Consider the following 19,284-nt stretch of genomic DNA (forward strand, 5'->3'; position numbering starts at 1 on the left):
GCCACACTCCGTAGAGGGCCGTGTGCGGCCCTGGAGACCCGTTTGTCCGGGGGAAGCGATGGCGGTTATGGATGCGTCGGCGAGGCGCAATATCTTCGTGGTCGGTCTGGACGACTTTCATCTGGCCCAGCTTCGGACCTTGCCCGGGGCGGAGGGCTATGCCTTCCATGCGCTTTTCACGCGCGAGGAGGTCAAGCCCTGCGCCCGGTTTCCGGTGCGCCGGATACTCATCGAGGGTCGCGAACGGCTGGCGCAGTTTCCCGGCACGGTGGATGCCGTGGTCGGGTTCTGGGACTTCCCGGTCAGCACCATCCTGCCCCTCCTGCGCCTAGCCAGGGACCTGCCGGGGCCGACCTTGGAAAGCGTGCTGAAGTGCGAGCACAAGTACTGGAGTCGGCTGGAACAGGCCCGCGTGGTGCCCGAAAACATCCCGGCCTTCTGCGCGGTCAACCCGTTTTCGAGCGATCCGCTGCGCGAGGTCACCCTGGATTTTCCGTTCTGGATCAAACCGGTGAAGTCGGTGCTCTCCTATCTCGGTTTTCGTATCGACGATGCGGAGGACTTCCGGCGTGCCATGCAGCGGATCCGCCGGGAGATCGATCGCTTTGGCGAACCCTTCAACCATGTGCTGGGGCACGCGACGTTGCCGCCGGAGGTAGCCGGAATCGACGGCAACCACTGCATTGTCGAGGCCCTGATATCGGAGGGGCGTCAGTGCACCCTGGAGGGGTATGCCTGGCAGGGCGAGGTGCGGATCTATGGTGCGGTCGACTCGCTGCGCGAGGGTGCGGCCGGCTCGTCGTTCTCGCGCTACCAGTATCCGTCGACCTTGCCGGAGGGCGTGCAGGCGCGCATGGGCGAGATCGCGGACCGCGTGATCCGCCAGGTGGGTTATGACTGCGCCCCGTTCAACATGGAGTTCTACTGGGACGAGGCCACGGACCGGATCTGGCTGCTGGAGATCAATACCCGGATCTCCAAGTCCCACGCCCCGCTGTTCCGGATGGTCGATGGCTGCTACCACCACCAGGTGATGATCGAGCTCGGGCTGGGCCACGAGCCCGCCATGCCGCATCGCCAGGGGGAATTCGCATGTGCGGCCAAGTTCATGGTTCGCCGGTATCAGGATGCGCGGGTCGTGCGGGTTCCGACGGCATCCGAGATCGCGGCCGTCGAGGCCGAGTTCCCGGGACTGGTCATTCAGATCGAGGTCGAGGAGGGCATGCTGCTGTCGGAGCTGTGCTATCAGGACAGCTATTCCTACGAGGTGGCGACACTGTTTCTGGGGGCTGCGAACCACACCGACCTGGAACGAACCTACGCGCGCGTCATGGAGCGACTGCCCATGGCATTCGAGCCCGTCACGCCCCACCGCAAGGAGAACGTGCCGACGTGAGAACAGTCACCGACCTTCCCTGCCCCGTGGCAGTCGAGGAATACATCCCGATCCCGCTGCCCGACGGTACGCAGCTGGCCGCCCGACTGTGGCGCCCAGAGGGCGCCGAACAGCGGCCCGTCCCCGCAATCCTGGAATACATCCCGTACCGCCGGCGCGACTCTACCCGCCTGCGCGACGACGCGATCCACCACTACTTCGCCGGTCACGGCTACGCCTGTCTGCGGGTGGACCTGCGCGGCTCGGGCGACTCCGAGGGGGTGCTGGAGGACGAATACCTGCAGCAGGAGCTCGACGACGGCGTGGAGGTCCTGCGCTGGATGGGCGAGCAGCCCTGGTGCAATGGCAGCGTCGGCATGATCGGCATCTCCTGGGGCGGCTTCAACGGCCTGCAGATCGCGGCATTGCAACCGCCGGAGCTGAAGGCGGTGGTCAGCGTCTGTTCCACCGATGACCGCTACGCCGACGATGTCCATCACATGGGTGGCTGCCTGCTGGGCGACAATCTGTCCTGGGCCTCGACCATGTTCGCCTACAACTCCCTGCCCCCCGATCCGGAGATCGTGGGCGAGCGCTGGCGCGAGATGTGGTTCCAGCGGCTGGAGGGCAGCGGGCTGTGGCTGGAGAAGTGGCTGCGCCACCAGCGCCGCGACGACTACTGGAAGCACGGCTCGATCTGCGAGGACTGGTCCGCCGTGCAGACCCCGGTGATGGCCGTCAGCGGCTGGGCCGACGGTTACTCCAACGCGGTGTTCCGCCTGCTGGCCGGGCTGCAGGTGCCACGCCAGGGGCTGGTCGGGCCGTGGAGCCACAAGTACCCGCACCAGGGCGTGCCCGGCCCGGCGATCGGCTTTCTGCAGGAGTGCCTGCGCTGGTGGGATCACTGGCTGAAGGGAGTCGACAACGGGATCATGGACAAGCCGATGCTGCGCGCCTGGATGCAGGACAGCATGCCACCCACCACACATTACCCGGAGCGGCCCGGGCGCTGGATCGGGGAACCGGAATGGCCGTCGCCACATATGGAGGAGCAGGCCCTTCCCCTGGCCTGGCCAGGACGCCTGGCCGGCGCCGAGGAGTCGGTCCCGGAGCGGGAGATGTCGCTGCAGTCGCCGCTCAGCGTCGGGCTGTTCGCCGGCAAGTGGTGCTCGTATGCCGCGACACCCGACCTGCCGCACGACCAGCGCGAGGAGGACGGCGGCGCGCTGGTGTTCACCAGTGCGCCGCTCGACGCACCACTGGAGATCCTCGGCGCGGCCTGCGTGGAACTGCGGCTGCGCGTGAACCGCCCGGTGGCGATGGTCGCGGTGCGCCTGTCGGATGTCGCCGAGGACGACAAGGCGACCCGGGTCACCTACGGCCTGCTGAATCTCACCCACCGCGACAGCTCGGAGGACCCGCAGCCGCTGGAGCCGGGGCGGCACTACGACGTGCGCGTGAAGCTGAACGACGTGGCGCAGACCTTTCCCGCCGGGCACCGTCTGCGCCTGTCGGTCTCCACGTCGTATTTCCCGCTCGCCTGGCCGCCGCCGGAGCCGGTGTGCCTGCATATCACCACCGGCGCGAGCCGGCTGTGCCTGCCGCGCCGGCCACCGCGGGAGGAGGACGCGGGCATCCGCTTCGACGAGGCCGAGGGCAGCCCGCCGTCCACCGCCAGCGACCAGCTGACCACGCCGCGCCACACCTGGCGGGTAATCCGCGACCTGGAGGAAGACCGCTCCACGCTGGAGGTGATCAACGACAGCGGTACAGTGCACCTGGAGGCGCTGGACCTGGAGATGCAGCGCCGCACGCTGGAGTGGTACAGCTACCTGGGCGACGACTTCAACTCCGCGCGCGGGGAAACCCTCTGGGAACGCGGTTTCCGCCGCGGCGACTGGGAGGTTAGAACGGTCACCCGCACGCTCCTCACCTCGACCCCAACCGAGTTCGAGATCCATGCCCAGCTGGATGCGTACGAGGGCGAACGCCGGGTCTTTGCCCGCAACTGGGATCTACGGATACCCCGCGATCTCGTCTGAGGCAGGCGCAGGACTGGCCCGTTCCGGGCTGGTTCCTGCGTTATGCTGCCCCTGCAAAGACCGGTGCCCGCGCTAAGCGCGCGCGCAAGCAAGACACCCGGGACGCCCTGCGCAGGCCGAGCATGTACCCGGACAATCCCAGGACGAGAGAGACCGATATGCGGGTTACCCTGTTCAGTGTCCAGCAGCATGATCGCGAATACCTGGAACCGGCGCTGGTGGCCGCCGGGATGGTGCCGGGGGTGCACGCCGAGCGCCTGACCGCTGAGACGGTGCATCTGGCCCGGGGCGCGGACGCGGTCTGCGTGTTCACCAACGACGACCTGCACCGCCGCGTGATCGACGGGCTGGCGGACCAGGGGATTCATGTGGTCGCGCTGCGCTGTTCCGGGTACGACAACCTGGATGTGGCGCGGGCCCGCGAACGCGGCGTGCGCGTGGGGCGGGTTCCAGCCTACTCCCCGAACGCGATCGCGGAGCATGCCGTCGCCCTCTTGATGACCCTGAACCGCCGGGTGCACCGGGCCTGGGAGCGGACCCGGCGCGGCGATTTTCGCCTCGACCACCTGACGGGCTTCGATCTCGTCGGACGGACCGTGGGCATCGTCGGCACCGGACGGATCGGACAGGCCTTCGCCCGGATCATGCTCGGCTTTGGCTGTCGCGTGATTGCGCATGACCCGTACCCGAACGCGGAGCTGCAGGCCGCGGGGGTGGAGTATCTGGGCCTGGATACGCTGCTGGCCGAGTCCTCGGTGGTCAGCCTGAGCTGCCCGATGACCCCGGAGAACCGGCATATGATCAATGCCGATACCCTGGCGCGGATGCCGCGCGGGGCCTTTCTGATCAACACCGCGCGCGGGGCGCTGGTGGATACCAATGCCGCCGAGGTCGCGCTGGACTCGGGTCAGCTGGGGGGACTCGCGCTGGATGTCTACGAGGCCGAGGCGGGACTGTTCTTCCACGACTGGTCGCTGTCCGGCCTGCCGGACCGGCGCCTGGCGCGGCTGATGCAGCGCGACGATGTGCTGGTCACCGGCCACCAGGCCTTCCTGACCCGCGAGGCCCTGGCCAACATCGCCGACACCACCGTCGCCAACCTGACCACCCTGCACCAGGACCCGGACGCGCAACCCGAGGGCCGCGTCGTCTGATTCGACTTCCCCGGGAAGTGCGAACCCCGAGGAAGTCGAGTTCCATGCCTTTCTAGAACAAGGCGCTCTCGGCCTCCTGATAGGCGATATTCGCGTTGCGTGGCGCCAGGTCGTCGAAGTCGGCCAGGTCCTGCCACGGCGAAGCATCGAAGGCTCCGATGGCCGACTGCATGTCAGTGCCCATGTCCGCCGCCTCAATCATGTGGTCCCACAGCGCGCGCAGGTAGTCGTGGGTCGGGTGGTCGAAGGTCGACAGTGCGCCCGGCTCCCCGTGGCCCGGGATGAATTTCGCATCCGCGTATTCGTCCTGCAGGAGTTCGTAGGCCTCCAGCCAGCCCTCCATGCTGCCGTCGGACAGGATGGCCAGCAGGCGGCCCCCGTAGAGCACGTCGCCGGCAAATACGACATTGTCGGGCTCGACCACCGCGATCAGGCTGCCGTGGGTGTGGGCACTGCCCACATGGCGAACGCCCAGGGTGACACCGCCCAGATCCAGTTCCTCGCGATCCTCGACCATCACGTTCGGTGGTTCGGGGTGCTCGGTGGAGCCTTCCGGCCGATCCAGCGCGTTCTCGAGCTGCATGGCGAACATCGAGGCGTTGCCCTGCATGCGATCGACGGCCTCGGGCGCGGCCAGGATGTCGGCGCCGGCCTCGCGAAAGACGTCATTGCCCATGAAGCGGTGCGGCTGCGAGTTGGTGTTGATCACGTAGCGCACCGGCTTGTCGGTCGTCGCGCGGATATGCTCCAGCATCTCTTTGGCCATCTCCGGGGTATGGCCGGAATCGATCACGGCCACGGCGTCTTCGCCGACCACGTAACCCAGGTTCATGCGAAAGCCCTGGTTTTCGGTGTCCGGCCCGCCGTATGGCCCGACCCACGCATGGGCATGTTCCGAGACCGCCTCGGGTTCCGGCAGGATGGGCGCCTCCTTGGCCGCGAGCAGCGGGCTTAGAGCCAAAGCCGCAAGGGCCAGAACGAGCTGGGCCCTGTTTTGCGTGTTCTTCAGCATGTCACGAACTCCTAGAACAGAAGCTGATACTTCGCACCGAGGCCGGCGCAGACAGCGATCAGCGGGATGATGCCGACCCGGAAGCGGGCCAGGGCGATGAAGGCGGCGATGCCCAGCAGGGCCGAGAACCATTCGAAGGCACCTTCGAATCCGTCCGGCCACAGCACGTGCCAGGTGAAGAACACCGCCAGGTTGGTGATCACGCCGACGACGGCGGCGGTGATGCCTGTCAGCGGCCCGGTAAAGTGCAGGTCCCCGCGGGTGCGCTCGACCAGCGGTGCGCCGACCAGGATGAACAGGAACGAGGGCAGGAAGGTGAAGAACGTCGCGACCAGTGCCCCCAGCAGGGCGGCCAGCACGATCTGGTCCGGCCCGAGAAAGGCCTGCGTCCAGCCGCCGATGAATCCGACGAACGTGACCACCATGATCAGCGGCCCGGGCGTGGACTCGCCCAGGGCCAGGCCGTCGATCATCTGCGTCGGGCTCAGCCAGCCATAGGTCTCGACCCCGCCCTGGTACACATAGGGCAGTACCGCATACGCCCCGCCAAAGGTGACCAGTGCGGTCTGGGTGAAGAACTGGCCCATGCGGGTCAGCGTGGCATCCCAGCCGAACACGGCGAGCAGGGCCCCGAACACGACGGCCCACAGGCCCAGGCCAACCACCAGGAAGCGCGTTACCCGTGCCCAGCGAAACTGCATCCAGGGCGCCGGTGGCGTATCGTCGTCCACCACCGCCGGGCCACGGGACTGGGCACTGCCGGTGCCGTGCGATTCGCCACTTTGGAAGCGCTCCGGCCAGACGCGACTGCCCAGCCAGCCGAGAATGCCCGCCGTGATGATGATGTACGGAAACGGAATGTTGAGCGCGAATATCGCCAGAAAGGCCACGATGGCCATCAGCCACAGCAGGCCGTTGTTGAGCACCCGCCCGCCGATGCGCCAGCCGGCATAGACGATGATCGCAACCACCGCCGGCTTGATGCCGTAGAACACGGCCTCCACCGCAGGGACGTCGCCAAAGACCAGATACGCCCACGACAGCCCGATCATCAGGAACAGCGAGGGCAGGATGAACAGCAGCCCCGCCATCAGGCCGCCGAAGGTGCCGTGCAGCAGCCAGCCGAGATAGGTCGCCAGCTGCTGGGCCTCGGGCCCCGGCAGCACCATGGTGTAGTTCAGCGCATGCAGGAAGCGTTTCTCGGAGACCCAGCGACGCCGTTCCACCAGCTCGTCGTGCATCATGCCGATCTGCCCGGCGGCGCCACCGAAACTGATGAAGCCGAGTTTCAGCCAGTAGCGAAAGGCCTCGGCTCGAGTGGGCGGGGCGGGTCGTTGTGTTGTCGCCTGCTCGGGATCCGTCATCTGGAGGCCCCTCCGGATTGTTGTTCATAGGCCTGGCGGAGGTCGTGCAGCACCGGGGTCATCCGGGCCAGCAGGTCATCGTCGTCCGCGCATTGCTGTTTGGCCCCGGTCAGGATGCTCTCGAAGCCCGGCGCTTCGGGGATGGGGCGGCCGCCGACATCCAGGAAGTGCACCATCTCGGCCAGGCCGGCGAGGCCACTGTCGCGCTCCAGGCCGAAGGCGGCCAGCAGCACCTCGAAGGTGACCCGGTCGCCAACGTGGGTGAAGGCGGCCCCGTCGAAGTCGAAGCCCAGGGCCTCGCCCGGGCACTCGGCTGGCGTGTTGAGCCAGACAAAACGCGCCTGGGGGTCGATGAATTCGCGAATCAGCCAGGCACTGGCGACCCGGTCGACCCACATGGCCGCGCGCGTCGCCCACAACCGGCCCCGGTAGTCCGCCGGATCCAGGCGGGGGATGCCGGTGTCGGGTGCGGGTGAGGGTTCGTCCGGCGAGAGCATTGCCTGAGCCGCGGATTCGAGCCGGGCCAGCTGGGCTTCCAGGGGTCCGCGTCCGGGTCCCGGAAAGTAGTCGGTGCGGCGCAGCTGCTCCGCCTCGCGATGGATCTGGCGCAGGCGCTTGAGCAGCTCGGCTTCGCCGAGTCCAGGCAGCTGGCCCAGGAGGGTCTCGGCGCTGGTCTGCAGGGTGCGGTACTCGGCCTCGCGGTCGAACAGGCCGCGGTAATGCGCCTGTTCCTCGGCGCTGGCGGCTACCGGCAGGTGGTAGGCCTGGTTGCCCGCCGCGCGTGCGGATTCCGCCAGTTCCAGCAGGGCGTTGCGCAGATCGGAGCGGTTGGGCAGGAGATAGACGCCGTCGCGCAGCGTGGCGGCGCCCAGGGCCTTCAGCGCGCGCCAGAGCCGGACCCGGGTCGAGTCCTGACCGCCCTGAAAGGCGAGAATGAGCAATTGCCAGTCGGTATCTGCAGAATCCATGTTACAGATATATCATCAGTGTAACGCCCGTGACAAAGATCAATCTGCGGGCACAAAAAAGGCCCGGCACCTTGCGGGTGCCGGGCCTATAGAAAGGCGCTACAAAGGCCTGGCGATCAGCCCTCGTTGTGGTAGCCGGTGATGCGCTCCACTTCGTTCTTCGCACCGAGCACCACCGGCACGCGCTGGTGGATGCCCTCGGGGCTGATGTCCATGATGCGCTCGCGGCCGGTGGTAGCGACGCCGCCGGCCTGTTCGACAATGAAGCTCATCGGGTTGGCCTCGTACATCAGGCGCAGCTTGCCGGTCGTGCCCTTGGCCTTCATCTTCGTGTCCATCGGGTACATGAACACCCCGCCACGGCACAGGATGCGGTGCACCTCGGCGACCATGGAGGCGACCCAGCGCATGTTGAAGTCCTTGCCGCGCGGGCCTTCCTTGCCGGCCAGGCACTCGTCGATGTAGCGCTTGATCGGCGCTTCCCAGAAGCGGCTGTTGGACATGTTGATCGCGAACTCCTGGGTGTCCTCCGGGATGTTCACGCTGTCCTTGGTCAGCAGGAATTCACCGAAGTCCTTGTCCAGCGTGAACATCTTCACGCCCTGGCCGGTGGCCATCACCATCATGGTGGACGGGCCGTACAGGCAGTAGCCGGCGGCGACCTGCTTGGTACCCGGCTGCAGGAAGTCCTCGGTCTTGGGATCGGTCACACCCTCGGGGGCCTTCAGGATCGAGAAGATCGTGCCGACGGAGACGTTCACATCGATGTTGGAGGAGCCGTCCAGCGGGTCGAACAGGACCAGGTAATGACCGCGCGGCGCACCGGCCGGCATCTCGCAGATCTCGTCCATCTCCTCGGAGGCCAGGCCGGCCGCGTGGCCGTTGTGGCTCAGGCTCTCGATGAACACCTCGTTGGTGATGATGTCGAGCTTCTTCTGCGTCTCGCCCTGCACGTTCTCGGAACCCGCGGAACCGAGCACGCCGACCAGATCGCCCTTGTCGACGAGGTTGGAGATCTTCTTGCATGCCACGGAGATGTCGTTCAGCAGACCGGTGAATTCGCCGGTCGCGCCCTGGATGCCGCGCTGGGTTTCGATGATGCAGTTGGTCAGAGTGGTACCGATATGCATGATGCAATCCTGATGCTGTTGTGAATCGGGCGACACGGCGCGAAATGGGGCACAGCAGCCCCGTCGCGGGGCGAACGGCCCCGGCGCGCCGGGTGTCAAAGGCGGCATAGTGTAGCAAAAGCACCCGGAGGGGCCGATCCACAGTACTGATCGTGGCGTGACCGGCCTGGCACTGTGTTTGCTCGGTATCCGGGAACCAACAGGAAATGGAGGATTCGCATGCCGCAGAACGCGCTGTACGCCCAGTCGGGCGGGGTCACCGCCGTCATCAACGCCAGCGCCTGGGGGGTGATCGAGGCGGTACGCGCCCACCCGGCCCACTTCGGCAAGATCTTTGCGGCGCGCGACGGCATCCTGGGTGTCCTGCGCGAAGAGATCATCGACCTCGACCACGAGGACCCACTGACCCTGGCGGCCCTGCGCCATACGCCAGGCGGGGCGTTCGGTTCCTGCCGCTTCGACCTGGGCGACCCGGACAAGGACCCGCAACAGTACGAGCGCCTGGTCGAGGTCTTCCGCGCCCATGACATTGGTACCTTCTTCTACAACGGCGGCGGCGGCTCCATGGATACCGCGCTGAAGATCGCGAAGATGGGCGATCGCATGGGCTTTCCGATCAAGGCGATCGGCGTGCCCAAGACCATCGACAACGACCTTGCCGTCACCGACTCCAGCCCGGGCTTCGGCTCTGCCGCCAAGTTCATCGCCACCGCAGTGCGCGAGGCCAGTCTGGATGTCGAGTCCATGCACACCAGTTCCACCAAGGTGTTCGTGCTGGAGGTGATGGGGCGCCATGCCGGCTGGCTGGCGGCTGCTGCGGCGCTGGCACAGGAGTTCGACGGCCAGCCACCAATGCTGATCCTGTTCGCCGAGGTCCCGTTCGACCAGGACGACTTCCTGGAGCATCTGAACCGCACCATCGAGCGTCACGGCTATTGCGTGGTGGTCGTCTCCGAGGGCATCAAGAATCCGGATGGCGACCTGTTCTCGGTCGCCCAAAGCCACGATGTCTATGCCTACACCCAGCTTGGAGGTGCCGCCCCGCGCCTGGCCGAGCTGATCCGCGAGAAGACCGGGCACAAGCTGCACTGGGCGGTGGTGGACTACATCCAGCGTGCCGCGCGCCATATCACGTCGAAGGTAGACGTGGAGCAGGCCTATGCCTGTGGGCGCGCGGCGGTGGAGGGTGTAGTGGCCGGCGAGGACGCCTTCATGCCGATTATCCGGCGCGACTCCAACAAGCCCTATCGCTGGAGCATCGGGTTCACCCCGCTGGAGACCGTCGCCGATATCGAGCAGGGCATGCCGCGCAACTACATCACTCCGGATGGCTACGGCATCACCCAGGCCGCGCGCGACTACCTGCGCCCACTGATCCAGGGCGAGGACGAGCCTCCATTCGAGCGCGGCCTCCCCTGCTATACGCGCATTCGTGGCGAGTTGCTGCCAAAACGCTGCCCCCCGTTCGAGGTCAAGACGGAGTAGGCACCGAGGTCATCTGCCCGAAGGGTTCGCGGGTATACAGCAGCCGCCCGGGCCTTTCTGCTGAATGGGCGGGCAGGGCACGGTTCCAAAAGAGCAGAACACGCAGCAATCCCCTGGAAGCGGGCGCAGCAAGACGCCGCAGCCCGTGCACTCGTAGAACCACTGGCAGGCGTCGGTGGGCATCGCTTCCGTCTTCTGATGCCCGCATTCGGGGCAGGTCAGGGTCGACTCCAGGACAACCTCATTCATCGCTCTTTCAGGCGCGCCATGGATGATGGACATTGCAGAGGGGCTCGATCGAGAAAAAACCCTTTGTCGCGCCCGGAAACGGCATATGTGGCGAACTCCGGGCGTCTAATGTGAGATGAAGGCCACGCAAGAGGGCCAGACGAAGTCCAGAGATTGTGGAGGAGATCATGACAAGCCAAATCCTGAACCGGACGCTGGCAGGCCTTGCGGCCGCCGCCTTGATGGGGGCCTTTGCCGCTCCCGCGACCGTATCGGCCCAGGGCGCGTACTGGCTGCCGGCCGAGGGCTCGCCGGAGGGCGTCAAGGTCGAATACCGTCTACGCGACCATGGCTGCGACAACGTGCGGGGCGAGTGGCGTGTCGTCAACGAGACCGATGACTACGTCGAGGTAACGGTCACCAAGACGGCGTACACCTGCCCGGGTGACCTGGATGACGATGTGCGCACCGATACCCGTCGCTTCGGCACCATTGCCCCGGGTGACATGCGCGAGCGCACGCGAGACAACAGCGTCTGTGGTGGCGCCTGGGCCCGCTCGGTCGAGGTGCTCGAGTACGAGATCGAAAAGGTCGATCCCCCAGAAGAGAGCTGATCGCTTTCGCGTGATGGAGTTGCGGTTCCCGGACCGGGGCTCCATAGCGTGACCGGGCGCGAAAAAATGAGCATACGGGGGCTTGGCGAGTTAGCGCCGTCGGCTACACTCAAGTGGTGAAACCCGGCGGATTGTCGGGCCTGTTCAATCGAAAAAGGAGTTCGACCATGTTCCACGCACCGCATCGTCGTTGGTTGTCCGCCCCTGCCGCTTTTCTGGTTGCGATGGCGCTGGTCTTGTTGCCCGCCACCCCAGCCTTTGCAGATGTTGGGATGGTGGATACGGGTTCCATGATCCAGCAGACCAGCGCGGAGGACACCCGTGCTCAATTGCTCAAGCAGCTGGATGACCAGGCCGTTCGCGAAAAGCTGGTCGAGATGGGGGTGGACCCCGATCGAGCCCAGGAGCGTGTGGCCCGTCTGACCCCGGACGAGCTGGCCCAGCTTGAGGCCCGCATGGAGACCGACCCGGCCGGTGCCGCCGGTGTAGTCGGGGTGGTCGCGATCGTGTTCATCGTGCTGGTGATCCTGGATGCGGTCGGCGTGACCGACATCTTTGCGTTCGTGGGCCCGGCGCGCGAACGCTAGATCGCTCGTGATACCTGTGTACTGGCGGCGAGCCTCCGGGCTCGCCGCGCTCGTTTGCGGCCTGTTCGCCGTGCTCTGGCTCAGTGGCTGCGCCACTGCGCCACAGAGTGCGCAGCTCTCCAGTGAGGCCCCTGAGGATCTGCCCGCCCGGGTCGAGCTGGAAGACACCCCATTCTTCCCGCAGGAAGACTACCAGTGCGGCCCCGCGGCCCTGGCCACGGTACTGGGCGCACGCGGGATCGATGCCTCGCTGGAAGAGTTGATCGACGAGGTCTATATCCCGGCCCGCGAGGGCAGCCTGCAGGCGGAGATGCGCGCGGCGGCTCGTGCCCGCGACCTGGTGGCCTACCGTGTGGAGCCGCAACTGGAGGCGATCCTGCGCGAGGTGGCGCAGGGCAACCCGGTGGTGGTGTTCCAGAACCTCGGGGTCGCGATGTTCCCCGAGTGGCACTTTGCCGTGGTGATGGGCTACGACCTGGACGAGCGCGAGGTGTATCTGCGCAGTGGGCCGATCGAGCGCCACGTGAACTCTTTTTCCCGCTTCGAGCGCACCTGGGCGCGCGGCGATCGCTGGGCCTTCCTGGTGACCGAACCAGACCAGCTGCCGGCCACGGCCGAGCCCTTGCGCTGGCTGCGGGCAGTGAACGAGCTGGAGCAGGTGGGGCGTCCAACCCCGGCAGCGACAGGATACCGGGCCGCTATGGAACGCTGGCCGGAGCATCCGATCAGCTATGTCGGGCTGGCGAATGTGGCCTTTGCCCAGGGCGATCTGGACACGGCGGAGGATGCATTGCGCCAGCTGATCGAGCGTGACCCCCAGCGGCACGAGGGCTGGAACAACCTGGCCCATGTGCTGATTGCCCGCCAGTGCGGCGAGCAGGCCCGCGAGGCCGCCAGTTGCGCGAGCGAACTGGCGGGGCCCGGGAACTATGCACCCACCTTGGGGGCGGCGGCCGAGGCGCCAGACGACGGTGATCAGTGCCGCGCCCTGCCACCCTGTCCCTCGGCCCTGGAGGCGCGGGCCCCGTAGGTCACCGCGCCGCTCAGGGCGCGGCTGTATCAGCCCTTGCGTTTCTCCAGGGTCTGTTCCGCGTGCTTTAGTACCAGGCCGAGGTTCTGTTTTTCCACGTCGGTCACCTGCGGGTCTTCCTTGACGGCGTGGCGCAGATGGTCGATCAGCTGCGCGAGTTCCTCGCGCGAGATCTGATGGAAGTTGAACCCGCCCCCGTAGCGGGCTTCGAGCTGGTCCCAGTAGTCCGCCAGCGGCGGACGGTAGTCATCATCGGTCATTGGTAGCCCTTGGCGGTGGACGAGACGGGGCAGTGTAAAGCCTGCCCGAGCGTTTTCCGAACACGCCCGATGGAGGGGGTTTGGTGTGCCTCCATTCCTTGCGGTCTAATACGGGCTTGTTCCCTGCTGGCTGTTGGCATGCCCCACATCACCGCGATTTATCCCGGAACCTTCGATCCGATTACCCATGGGCACACCGATATCGTGCGTCGGGCCGCGCGCCTCTTCGATCGTGTGGTGATCGCGGTGGCCGCCAACCCGGACAAAGGGCCCGCCTTCCCCCTGGAGACCCGTGTCGCCCTGGCCGAGGAGGCGGTGAAGGGGATCGAGGGCGTCGAGGTCCGGGGCTTTGATGTGCTGCTGGCCCGGTTTGTCCATGCCCAGGGGGCGAATGTGATCCTGCGCGGGTTGCGCGCGGTCTCCGACTTCGAGCATGAATTCCAGCTGGCGGCAATGAACCGCCAGCTGGCCCCCGAGGTCGAAACGCTGTTCCTGACTCCGGCGGAGGAATACAGCTTCGTGTCCTCCAGTCTGGTACGGGAAATCGCCCGTTTGGGCGGCGACGTCTCAAAATTCGTAAGCCCCGGCGTGGCGCGCATCCTGGCCGAACAAAACGGCCTGGGACACTAGCCGGACCCCGCGACTGTATACGAGGACAACCCCATGGCCCTGATGATCACCGACGAATGCATCAACTGCGATGTCTGCGAGCCCGAGTGCCCGAACGAGGCGATCTATCCCGGCGACGAGATCTACGAGATCGACCCGGAGCGCTGTACCGAGTGCGTCGGGCATTACGACGAGCCGCAGTGCCAGGATGTCTGCCCGGTCGACTGCATCCCGCTGGACCCCGATCACAAGGAGACGCGCGAACAGTTGCAGGCGAAATACGAGAAGCTGATGGGCGCGTAACCATGCTGGCGCGCCTGCTCCCCGCGGCCCTCGCCGCCACCTTGTGGGTGGCCGCGCCCGTTCAGGCCGCGGGGCCCGGCCAGGGTGCAGTGGCCTCCGCCCACCCGGAGGCCACCGCCGCAGGCGAGCGCATCCTCGCCGCAGGCGGCAACGCGTTCGATGCCGCCGTTGCCGTGACGGCTGCCCTGGGCGTGGTTGAGCCCTATGGCTCCGGTCTGGGCGGGGGTGGTTTTTTCCTGCTCTTTGAGGCGGAGAATGACCGCAGCGTGATGCTGGACGCCCGCGAGACGGCGCCGGGCGAGGCACATCGTGACATGTACCTGGACGACGATGGCGAGGTGGTCGAGGGCCTGTCGCTCGACGGTGTGCTTGCCGCTGGAATCCCCGGTATGCCAGCGGGCCTCGACCACCTGTCCCGCCAGTACGGCAGCCTCGCGCTCGGCGATACGCTGGAGCCGGCGATTCGCCTGGCCGAGGATGGGGTCGAGGTGGGCGGACGCTATAACCAGATGGCGAGTTTCCGCCACCGGGCGCTGCGTAATGGCGCCGACGCCGCGCAGATCTTTCTCGACAACGGGGCTGTGCCGGATGCGGGTATGCGCCTGGTGCAGCCGGATCTGGCCGACACCCTGCGACGCCTGGCCGAAGAGGGCCGCGACGGCTTCTATACCGGGGCCCTGGCCGAGCGGCTGGTCGACGGGGTGCGCGAAGCAGGCGGTATCTGGACGCTGGACGACCTGGCGGACTACGAGGTCGTCGAACGCGACCCCATTCACATCGAGTATCGCGGTGCGCGGATCACCACCGCCTCGCCGCCGTCTTCGGGTGGCGTTGCCCTGGGGCAGATCCTGAACATCCTGTCGTTCTATGACCTCGACGAGCTGGCCCCGGACCTGCGGGCACACCTGAGCATCGAGGCCATGCGTCGCGCCTACCGCGACCGTGCCGAGTATCTCGGTGACCCGGACCACGTCGACATGCCGCTGGAGCGGCTGCTGTCGCGCGACTACGCGGCCGGGTTGCGCGCGACCATCCACCCGGACGAGGCCACACCCAGCCGCTACCTGCCGCTATCGGTGGACCCGCAGGCCGATGTCCCGGACCCGGCGCAGGCCGCCGAGAGCCCGGAGACGACCCATTTCTCCGTGATCGACGCCGACGGCAACCGTGTGGCCGCGACACTGACGCTGAACTACCCGTTCGGCTCCGGCTATGTCGTGCCCGGCACCGGGGTCCTGCTGAACAACGAGATGGACGACTTCTCGGCCAAGCCGGGCGAGCCCAATGCCTACGGCCTGATCGGTTTCGAGGCCAATGCGATTGCCCCGTATCGGCGGCCCCTGTCGAGCATGAGCCCGACCTTTGTCGAGACCGACGATCGTGTGGCGATCCTGGGAACCCCGGGCGGCAGCCGCATCATCACCGTGGTGCTGCACGGCCTCCTGGGTGTGGTGGAGGGCCTGGATGCGGAGGCGATCGTGGAGCAGCCGCGCTATCACCACCAGTACCTGCCGGATCGCGTGGAACACGAGACCAGTGCTTTCGACATGGAGACGCGCGGGCAACTGGTCGCGCGGGGCCACCGCCTGGTGCCGCAGGTACGCCCATTTGGTGACATGCAGGCGATCCTGTGGCATCGCGATGACGGGCGCCTGGAGGCGGCCTCCGATCCACGGGGCGAGGGCGGCGCCCGCGTGCTGTCCGAATAGTTCTCCATTCGCGTCCAGCTGCCTGGCCGGATGTCCACGCACGCAAAAAGCCGCGCCTGGATCATCTCCGGGCGCGGCTCTATTGCGTGCGATCCGGTTCGGGGCCAGGCCCCGAACTGTCAGGGGCAGTTAGCCCTGGGCCAGATCGCGGATACGGGCGTTCAGGCGGCTCTTGTGGCGGGCCGCCTTGTTCCGGTGGATCAGCCCCTTGCTCACGGTCGCGTCGATGACCGGCACGGCCTTCTTGTAGGCCTCGCTGGCTGCCTGGGCATCACCCTGCTGCAGCGGCTTCAGTACGGCCTTCATGGCCGTGCGGAAACGGGAGCGCAGCGCCACGTTGTGAGCGCGATTCTTGACCGCCTGACGGGCCCGCTTACGGGCAGAAGCAATATTCGCCAAAGTACTTCCCTCGCGTTGACTTCGCTAGGTTCTGGAAAAGGCGGCAGAGCATACCGCTGGCCCCGGTTCGCGTCAACCTTGGGGCCCTGGTCCCATGGATGGCATCGCCGGGAAGCGGCGTCTACTGTATAAGGCAAGACCAACCCACAAGGAGAACCACGATGTTTCCGCTCTCCCGCGCCCTTCGAGTTGCCCCCCTGCCCGGTTTCACGATGGCCCTGATGCTGACAGGCCTGCTGTTCGCCGCGCTGGCGTTCACGCCCCGCGCCGAGGCCATGGAACCCGAGGCCAAGGTGGTATATCACGCTGATTTCGAGGACCCCCGGCGCTTCTCCGCGATGCTGACCAGCATCAACAACATGATGACGCACTACCAGAACGAGTTCATGGATGTGGACGTGCGCATCGTGTTCGTGGCGCACGGCATTCGCTTCCTGACGGATGACGACCTGGAAGGCTCGCCCTTCGAGGCCGACGAGGAGCTCAAGGAGCAGCGCGACGAACTGCGTGGCCGGCTGTCCAGCCTCGTCAGCACCCATGGCGTGCAGCTGGAGCTGTGCGAGATCACCCGCAGCCAGATCGGTCTCGACGAAGACCTGGTGTATGACAACGTCGAGTTTGTACCCTCGGGCGTGGTGCGCATCGCCGAGCTCCAGAACGAGAAGGGATTCGCCTACCTCAAGATCGAGTGATCGGTCCTGCCGTCCGTAACCCGAAGCCCCGCCTCGGCGGGGCTTTTTAGTGCTGGCCTAGGACCTCGAGCTTGGCGAAGCCTAACACCAGCCACTTGGATCCGGCGTGGGCGAAGTTCACCTGCACCCGCGCCGAGTTGCCGGAACCCTCGAACTGGGTGATCAAGCCCTCGCCGAACTTCGCGTGGTGCACGCGGGCACCGATGGACAGACCATTGTCGCGGGCCGAGGCATCCGCGGTATCCAATGATCCGAAGCCTGCGGTGCGCTGGCGGCTGGCCGCGAAGCGCCCTGCGCCATATGGCGAGGCCTGCGGGCGCAGCACCTCCAGCGCATCTTCCGGGATCTCGTTGATGAAGCGCGAGGCGACGTTGTAGGACTCGCGGCCGTACAGGCGCCGGGTCTCGGCATGGATCAGGTACAGCTCCTGCTCCGCGCGGGTCATGCCGACGTAGGCCAGGCGGCGTTCTTCCTCCAGCCGCCCCGGCTCCTCCAGCGAACGCGCGTTCGGGAACAGCCCCTCCTCCAGGCCGGTCAGGAAGACCAGCGGGAACTCCAGGCCCTTGGCGGAATGCAGGGTCATCATCTGCACCGCGTCCTCGTGCGGGTCGGCCGCGCCCTCGCCGGCCTCCAGCGCGGCGTGGGCGAGGAACTCGGTCAGGCGATTGCCCTCACCTTCCTCGCTCTCGGCGGTGGATTCCATGTCGAAGGCGCGCGCCGCGCCCACCAATTCGTCCAGGTTCTCCAGACGCGCCTCGCCGCGCTCGCCCTTTTCCTTCTTGTAGTGCTCGCGCAGCTGGGCGCGCTCGATCGCCTGCTCCACCTGATCGGCCAGCGGCTGACGCGGCAGCTCCTGCTGCAGGGTTTGGATCAGCTGCAAGAAGCCGGCAACCGCATTGCGCGCGCGCCCGGGCAGGGCGTCGGCGTCGACCGCATGGGCTGCTGCCTGGAGCAGGCTGGTGTTCGCTGCCTGGGCCGCCTGTCGCAGCCCCTCCAGGGTCTTTTCGCCGATCCCGCGCGGCGGCTGGTTGACCACGCGCAGGAAGGCGGCGTCGTCATCGCCGTTGCCGGCCAGGCGCAGGTAGGCCAGGGCGTCGCGGATCTCCTGGCGCTCGAAAAAGCGCAGACCGCCGTAGACGCGATAGGGCATACGCCGACCAATAAAGGTCTCCTCCAGCACACGCGACTGGGCGTTGGAGCGATACAGCACCGCGCACTCGCGGTACAGCCCGCCCTGGTCCACGTGGCGGGCGATGGTCTCGGCGACGAAGCGCGCCTCTTCCTGCTCGTTCAACGCGGTGTACAGGCGCACCGGGGCGCCCTCCTTGTCCTCGGTCCACAGCTCCTTGCCGAGGCGGCCGGCGTTGTGGCGGATCAGCGCATTGGCGGCGTTCAGGATGTTGGCGCTGGAGCGGTAGTTCTGCTCCAGGCGCACGACCTGGGTGCCCGGGTAGTCCTTCTGGAAGTGCTGGATGTTCTCGATCTTCGCGCCGCGCCAGCCGTAGATGGACTGGTCGTCGTCGCCGACCGCGAATACCGGGCTGTCGCCGGCCAGCAGGCGCAGCCAGGCGTACTGGATGTCGTTGGTGTCCTGGAACTCGTCGACCAGTACATGGCGAAAACGCGTGCGGTAGTGCTCCAGCAGGGCCTTGTTGTCGCGCAGCAGCTCCAGCGAGCGCAGCATCAGCTCGGCGAAGTCCACCACCCCGGCACGCTCGCAGGCCTGCTGGTAGGTGGTGTAAATGCGCACCCACTGGCGCGCGACGGGGTCACCGGTATCCGGCAGGTGTTCCGGGCGCGAGCCCTCGTCCTTGCGCGCGTTGATGTACCACTGCGCCTGTTTCGGCGGCCAGCGCGCCTCGTCCAGCTCCAGGCCGCGCAGCACGCGCTTGACCATGCGCAGCTGGTCGTCGGAGTCGAGGATCTGGAAGCCCTGCGGCAGCCGCGCGTCCTGCCAGTGCTGGCGTAGCAGGCGGTGGGCCAGCCCGTGGAAGGTGCCGACCCACAGCCCGGTGGCCGGGTGGCCCAGCAGCGCCTCGATGCGCCCGCGCATCTCGGCCGCCGCCTTGTTGGTGAAGGTAACCGCCAGCAGGCTGTGCGGGGCCACGCCCTCCACGCCGATCAGCCAGGCGATACGGTGCACCAGCACGCGGGTCTTGCCGGAGCCGGCGCCGGCCAGCACCAGCAGGGGTTGTGGCGGGGCGGCCACGGCCTCGCGCTGGGCCGGGTTGAGGGAATCGAGCAGAGGGGAGACATCCATGCGCGAATGGTAGGGAAACCGGTCCGGAATCGCACGTTCAGCACGCGGGACGTGTGCCTTCCG

The 19,284-nt window shown here is 66.7% G+C and carries 19 protein-coding genes; 11 read left to right on the forward strand and 8 right to left on the reverse strand.

From position 1 onward, the window contains the following. Nucleotides 1–67 precede the first annotated feature (67 nt). The 3 genes from C995_RS0101315 to C995_RS0101325 all read left to right on the forward strand — a co-directional run bounded on the left by C995_RS0101315 (nt 68) and on the right by C995_RS0101325 (nt 4,571). On the forward strand, nt 68–1,396 hold the full coding sequence (locus tag C995_RS0101315; RefSeq protein ID WP_018863211.1) for an acetyl-CoA carboxylase biotin carboxylase subunit family protein: 1,329 nt from the start codon (nt 68–70) through the stop codon (nt 1,394–1,396). A 26-nt stretch (nt 1,397–1,422) separates the two neighbouring features. Further along, the gene (locus C995_RS0101320) at nt 1,423–3,417 is read left to right on the forward strand and encodes a CocE/NonD family hydrolase (protein WP_018863212.1); all 1,995 of its coding nucleotides are present in this window, start codon (nt 1,423–1,425) and stop codon (nt 3,415–3,417) included. Nucleotides 3,418–3,575: 158 nt separating this feature from the next. Beyond that, a complete protein-coding gene (locus tag C995_RS0101325) occupies nt 3,576–4,571 on the forward strand; it encodes a 2-hydroxyacid dehydrogenase (RefSeq protein WP_018863213.1) in 996 nt (331 codons plus the stop codon). 52 nt (nt 4,572–4,623) lie between these two features. Here C995_RS0101325 and C995_RS0101330 read toward each other — a convergent pair whose 3' ends face one another. From C995_RS0101330 to C995_RS0101345, 4 genes are all read right to left on the reverse strand, one after another. Further along, the gene (locus C995_RS0101330; RefSeq protein ID WP_018863214.1) at nt 4,624–5,583 is read right to left on the reverse strand and encodes an MBL fold metallo-hydrolase; all 960 of its coding nucleotides are present in this window, start codon (nt 5,581–5,583) and stop codon (nt 4,624–4,626) included. Nucleotides 5,584–5,594: 11 nt separating this feature from the next. Next, complete coding sequence (gene chrA, locus C995_RS0101335) at nt 5,595–6,947, reverse strand: chromate efflux transporter (RefSeq protein ID WP_018863215.1); 1,353 nt, start codon at nt 6,945–6,947, stop codon at nt 5,595–5,597. Beyond that, on the reverse strand, nt 6,944–7,915 hold the full coding sequence (locus tag C995_RS0101340) for a chromate resistance protein ChrB domain-containing protein (RefSeq protein ID WP_018863216.1): 972 nt from the start codon (nt 7,913–7,915) through the stop codon (nt 6,944–6,946). Before C995_RS0101340 ends, chrA begins: the two co-directional genes overlap by 4 nt. Before the next feature lie 116 nt (nt 7,916–8,031). Next, nucleotides 8,032–9,045 carry a class 1 fructose-bisphosphatase gene (locus C995_RS0101345; protein WP_018863217.1) on the reverse strand — a complete coding sequence of 338 codons (1,014 nt, stop codon included), beginning with the start codon at nt 9,043–9,045 and terminating at the stop codon, nt 8,032–8,034. A gap of 219 nt (nt 9,046–9,264) precedes the next feature. On the opposite strand from C995_RS0101345, the gene C995_RS0101350 reads away from it, so the two are divergent. Next, nucleotides 9,265–10,530, forward strand: coding sequence for a 6-phosphofructokinase (locus C995_RS0101350; RefSeq protein ID WP_018863218.1), 1,266 nt, complete (start codon nt 9,265–9,267; stop codon nt 10,528–10,530). Nucleotides 10,531–10,539: 9 nt separating this feature from the next. On the opposite strand, the gene C995_RS13765 is transcribed toward C995_RS0101350, so the two are convergent. Then, a complete protein-coding gene (locus C995_RS13765) occupies nt 10,540–10,779 on the reverse strand; it encodes a GDCCVxC domain-containing (seleno)protein (RefSeq protein ID WP_081618857.1) in 240 nt (79 codons plus the stop codon). Between the two features lie 155 nt (nt 10,780–10,934). Here C995_RS13765 and C995_RS0101355 point away from each other — a divergent pair, with 155 nt between their 5' ends. The 3 genes from C995_RS0101355 to C995_RS0101365 all read left to right on the forward strand — a co-directional run bounded on the left by C995_RS0101355 (nt 10,935) and on the right by C995_RS0101365 (nt 12,989). After that, nucleotides 10,935–11,372, forward strand: a complete 438-nt coding sequence (locus tag C995_RS0101355; protein WP_018863219.1) for a hypothetical protein — start codon at nt 10,935–10,937, stop codon at nt 11,370–11,372. Between the two features lie 167 nt (nt 11,373–11,539). Next, nucleotides 11,540–11,959, forward strand: a complete 420-nt coding sequence (locus C995_RS0101360; RefSeq protein ID WP_018863220.1) for a PA2779 family protein — start codon at nt 11,540–11,542, stop codon at nt 11,957–11,959. 7 nt (nt 11,960–11,966) lie between these two features. Further along, nucleotides 11,967–12,989 (forward strand): PA2778 family cysteine peptidase, encoded by a 1,023-nt coding sequence (locus C995_RS0101365; RefSeq protein WP_026278876.1) that lies wholly within the window; start codon nt 11,967–11,969, stop codon nt 12,987–12,989. A gap of 29 nt (nt 12,990–13,018) precedes the next feature. Here the strand turns inward: C995_RS0101365 and C995_RS0101370 are convergent, their stop codons facing one another. Beyond that, nucleotides 13,019–13,249, reverse strand: a complete 231-nt coding sequence (locus C995_RS0101370) for a hypothetical protein (RefSeq protein ID WP_018863222.1) — start codon at nt 13,247–13,249, stop codon at nt 13,019–13,021. A 138-nt stretch (nt 13,250–13,387) separates the two neighbouring features. Here C995_RS0101370 and coaD point away from each other — a divergent pair, with 138 nt between their 5' ends. The 3 genes from coaD to ggt are packed head-to-tail and all read left to right on the forward strand — an operon-like array spanning nt 13,388 to nt 15,870. After that, the gene (coaD, locus tag C995_RS0101375) at nt 13,388–13,879 is read left to right on the forward strand and encodes a pantetheine-phosphate adenylyltransferase (RefSeq protein WP_018863223.1); all 492 of its coding nucleotides are present in this window, start codon (nt 13,388–13,390) and stop codon (nt 13,877–13,879) included. A 33-nt stretch (nt 13,880–13,912) separates the two neighbouring features. Then, nucleotides 13,913–14,161, forward strand: coding sequence for a YfhL family 4Fe-4S dicluster ferredoxin (locus C995_RS0101380; protein WP_018863224.1), 249 nt, complete (start codon nt 13,913–13,915; stop codon nt 14,159–14,161). A gap of 2 nt (nt 14,162–14,163) precedes the next feature. Beyond that, the gene (ggt, locus tag C995_RS0101385) at nt 14,164–15,870 is read left to right on the forward strand and encodes a gamma-glutamyltransferase (protein WP_018863225.1); all 1,707 of its coding nucleotides are present in this window, start codon (nt 14,164–14,166) and stop codon (nt 15,868–15,870) included. A gap of 129 nt (nt 15,871–15,999) precedes the next feature. On the opposite strand, the gene rpsT is transcribed toward ggt, so the two are convergent. Then, entirely contained in the window at nt 16,000–16,269 is a 270-nt protein-coding gene (gene rpsT / locus C995_RS0101390; protein ID WP_018863226.1) for a 30S ribosomal protein S20, read from the reverse strand. A 161-nt stretch (nt 16,270–16,430) separates the two neighbouring features. Here rpsT and C995_RS0101395 point away from each other — a divergent pair, with 161 nt between their 5' ends. Then, a complete protein-coding gene (locus C995_RS0101395) occupies nt 16,431–16,961 on the forward strand; it encodes a DsrE family protein (RefSeq protein WP_018863227.1) in 531 nt (176 codons plus the stop codon). Between the two features lie 46 nt (nt 16,962–17,007). Here the strand turns inward: C995_RS0101395 and uvrD are convergent, their stop codons facing one another. Next, nucleotides 17,008–19,221 (reverse strand): DNA helicase II, encoded by a 2,214-nt coding sequence (gene uvrD, locus C995_RS0101400; RefSeq protein ID WP_018863228.1) that lies wholly within the window; start codon nt 19,219–19,221, stop codon nt 17,008–17,010. Between the last annotated feature and the right edge of the window lie 63 nt (nt 19,222–19,284).

Source organism: Thioalkalivibrio sp. ARh3, assembly GCF_000377265.1.
Classification (GTDB): Bacteria; Pseudomonadota; Gammaproteobacteria; order Ectothiorhodospirales; family Ectothiorhodospiraceae; genus Thioalkalivibrio; species Thioalkalivibrio thiocyanoxidans.

Coding starts and splice junctions, on each gene's coding strand:
- C995_RS0101315 (WP_018863211.1), top strand. CDS start 68: ATGGATGCGTCGGCGAGGCGCAATATCTTCGTGGTCGGTCTGGACGAC.
- C995_RS0101325 (WP_018863213.1), top strand. CDS start 3,576: ATGCGGGTTACCCTGTTCAGTGTCCAGCAGCATGATCGCGAATACCTG.
- C995_RS0101330 (WP_018863214.1), bottom strand. CDS start 5,583: ATGCTGAAGAACACGCAAAACAGGGCCCAGCTCGTTCTGGCCCTTGCG.
- chrA (WP_018863215.1), bottom strand. CDS start 6,947: ATGACGGATCCCGAGCAGGCGACAACACAACGACCCGCCCCGCCCACT.
- C995_RS0101340 (WP_018863216.1), bottom strand. CDS start 7,915: ATGGATTCTGCAGATACCGACTGGCAATTGCTCATTCTCGCCTTTCAG.
- C995_RS0101345 (WP_018863217.1), bottom strand. CDS start 9,045: ATGCATATCGGTACCACTCTGACCAACTGCATCATCGAAACCCAGCGC.
- C995_RS0101350 (WP_018863218.1), top strand. CDS start 9,265: ATGCCGCAGAACGCGCTGTACGCCCAGTCGGGCGGGGTCACCGCCGTC.
- C995_RS13765 (WP_081618857.1), bottom strand. CDS start 10,779: ATGAATGAGGTTGTCCTGGAGTCGACCCTGACCTGCCCCGAATGCGGG.
- C995_RS0101360 (WP_018863220.1), top strand. CDS start 11,540: ATGTTCCACGCACCGCATCGTCGTTGGTTGTCCGCCCCTGCCGCTTTT.
- C995_RS0101370 (WP_018863222.1), bottom strand. CDS start 13,249: ATGACCGATGATGACTACCGTCCGCCGCTGGCGGACTACTGGGACCAG.
- coaD (WP_018863223.1), top strand. CDS start 13,388: ATGCCCCACATCACCGCGATTTATCCCGGAACCTTCGATCCGATTACC.
- C995_RS0101380 (WP_018863224.1), top strand. CDS start 13,913: ATGGCCCTGATGATCACCGACGAATGCATCAACTGCGATGTCTGCGAG.
- ggt (WP_018863225.1), top strand. CDS start 14,164: ATGCTGGCGCGCCTGCTCCCCGCGGCCCTCGCCGCCACCTTGTGGGTG.
- C995_RS0101395 (WP_018863227.1), top strand. CDS start 16,431: ATGTTTCCGCTCTCCCGCGCCCTTCGAGTTGCCCCCCTGCCCGGTTTC.
- uvrD (WP_018863228.1), bottom strand. CDS start 19,221: ATGGATGTCTCCCCTCTGCTCGATTCCCTCAACCCGGCCCAGCGCGAG.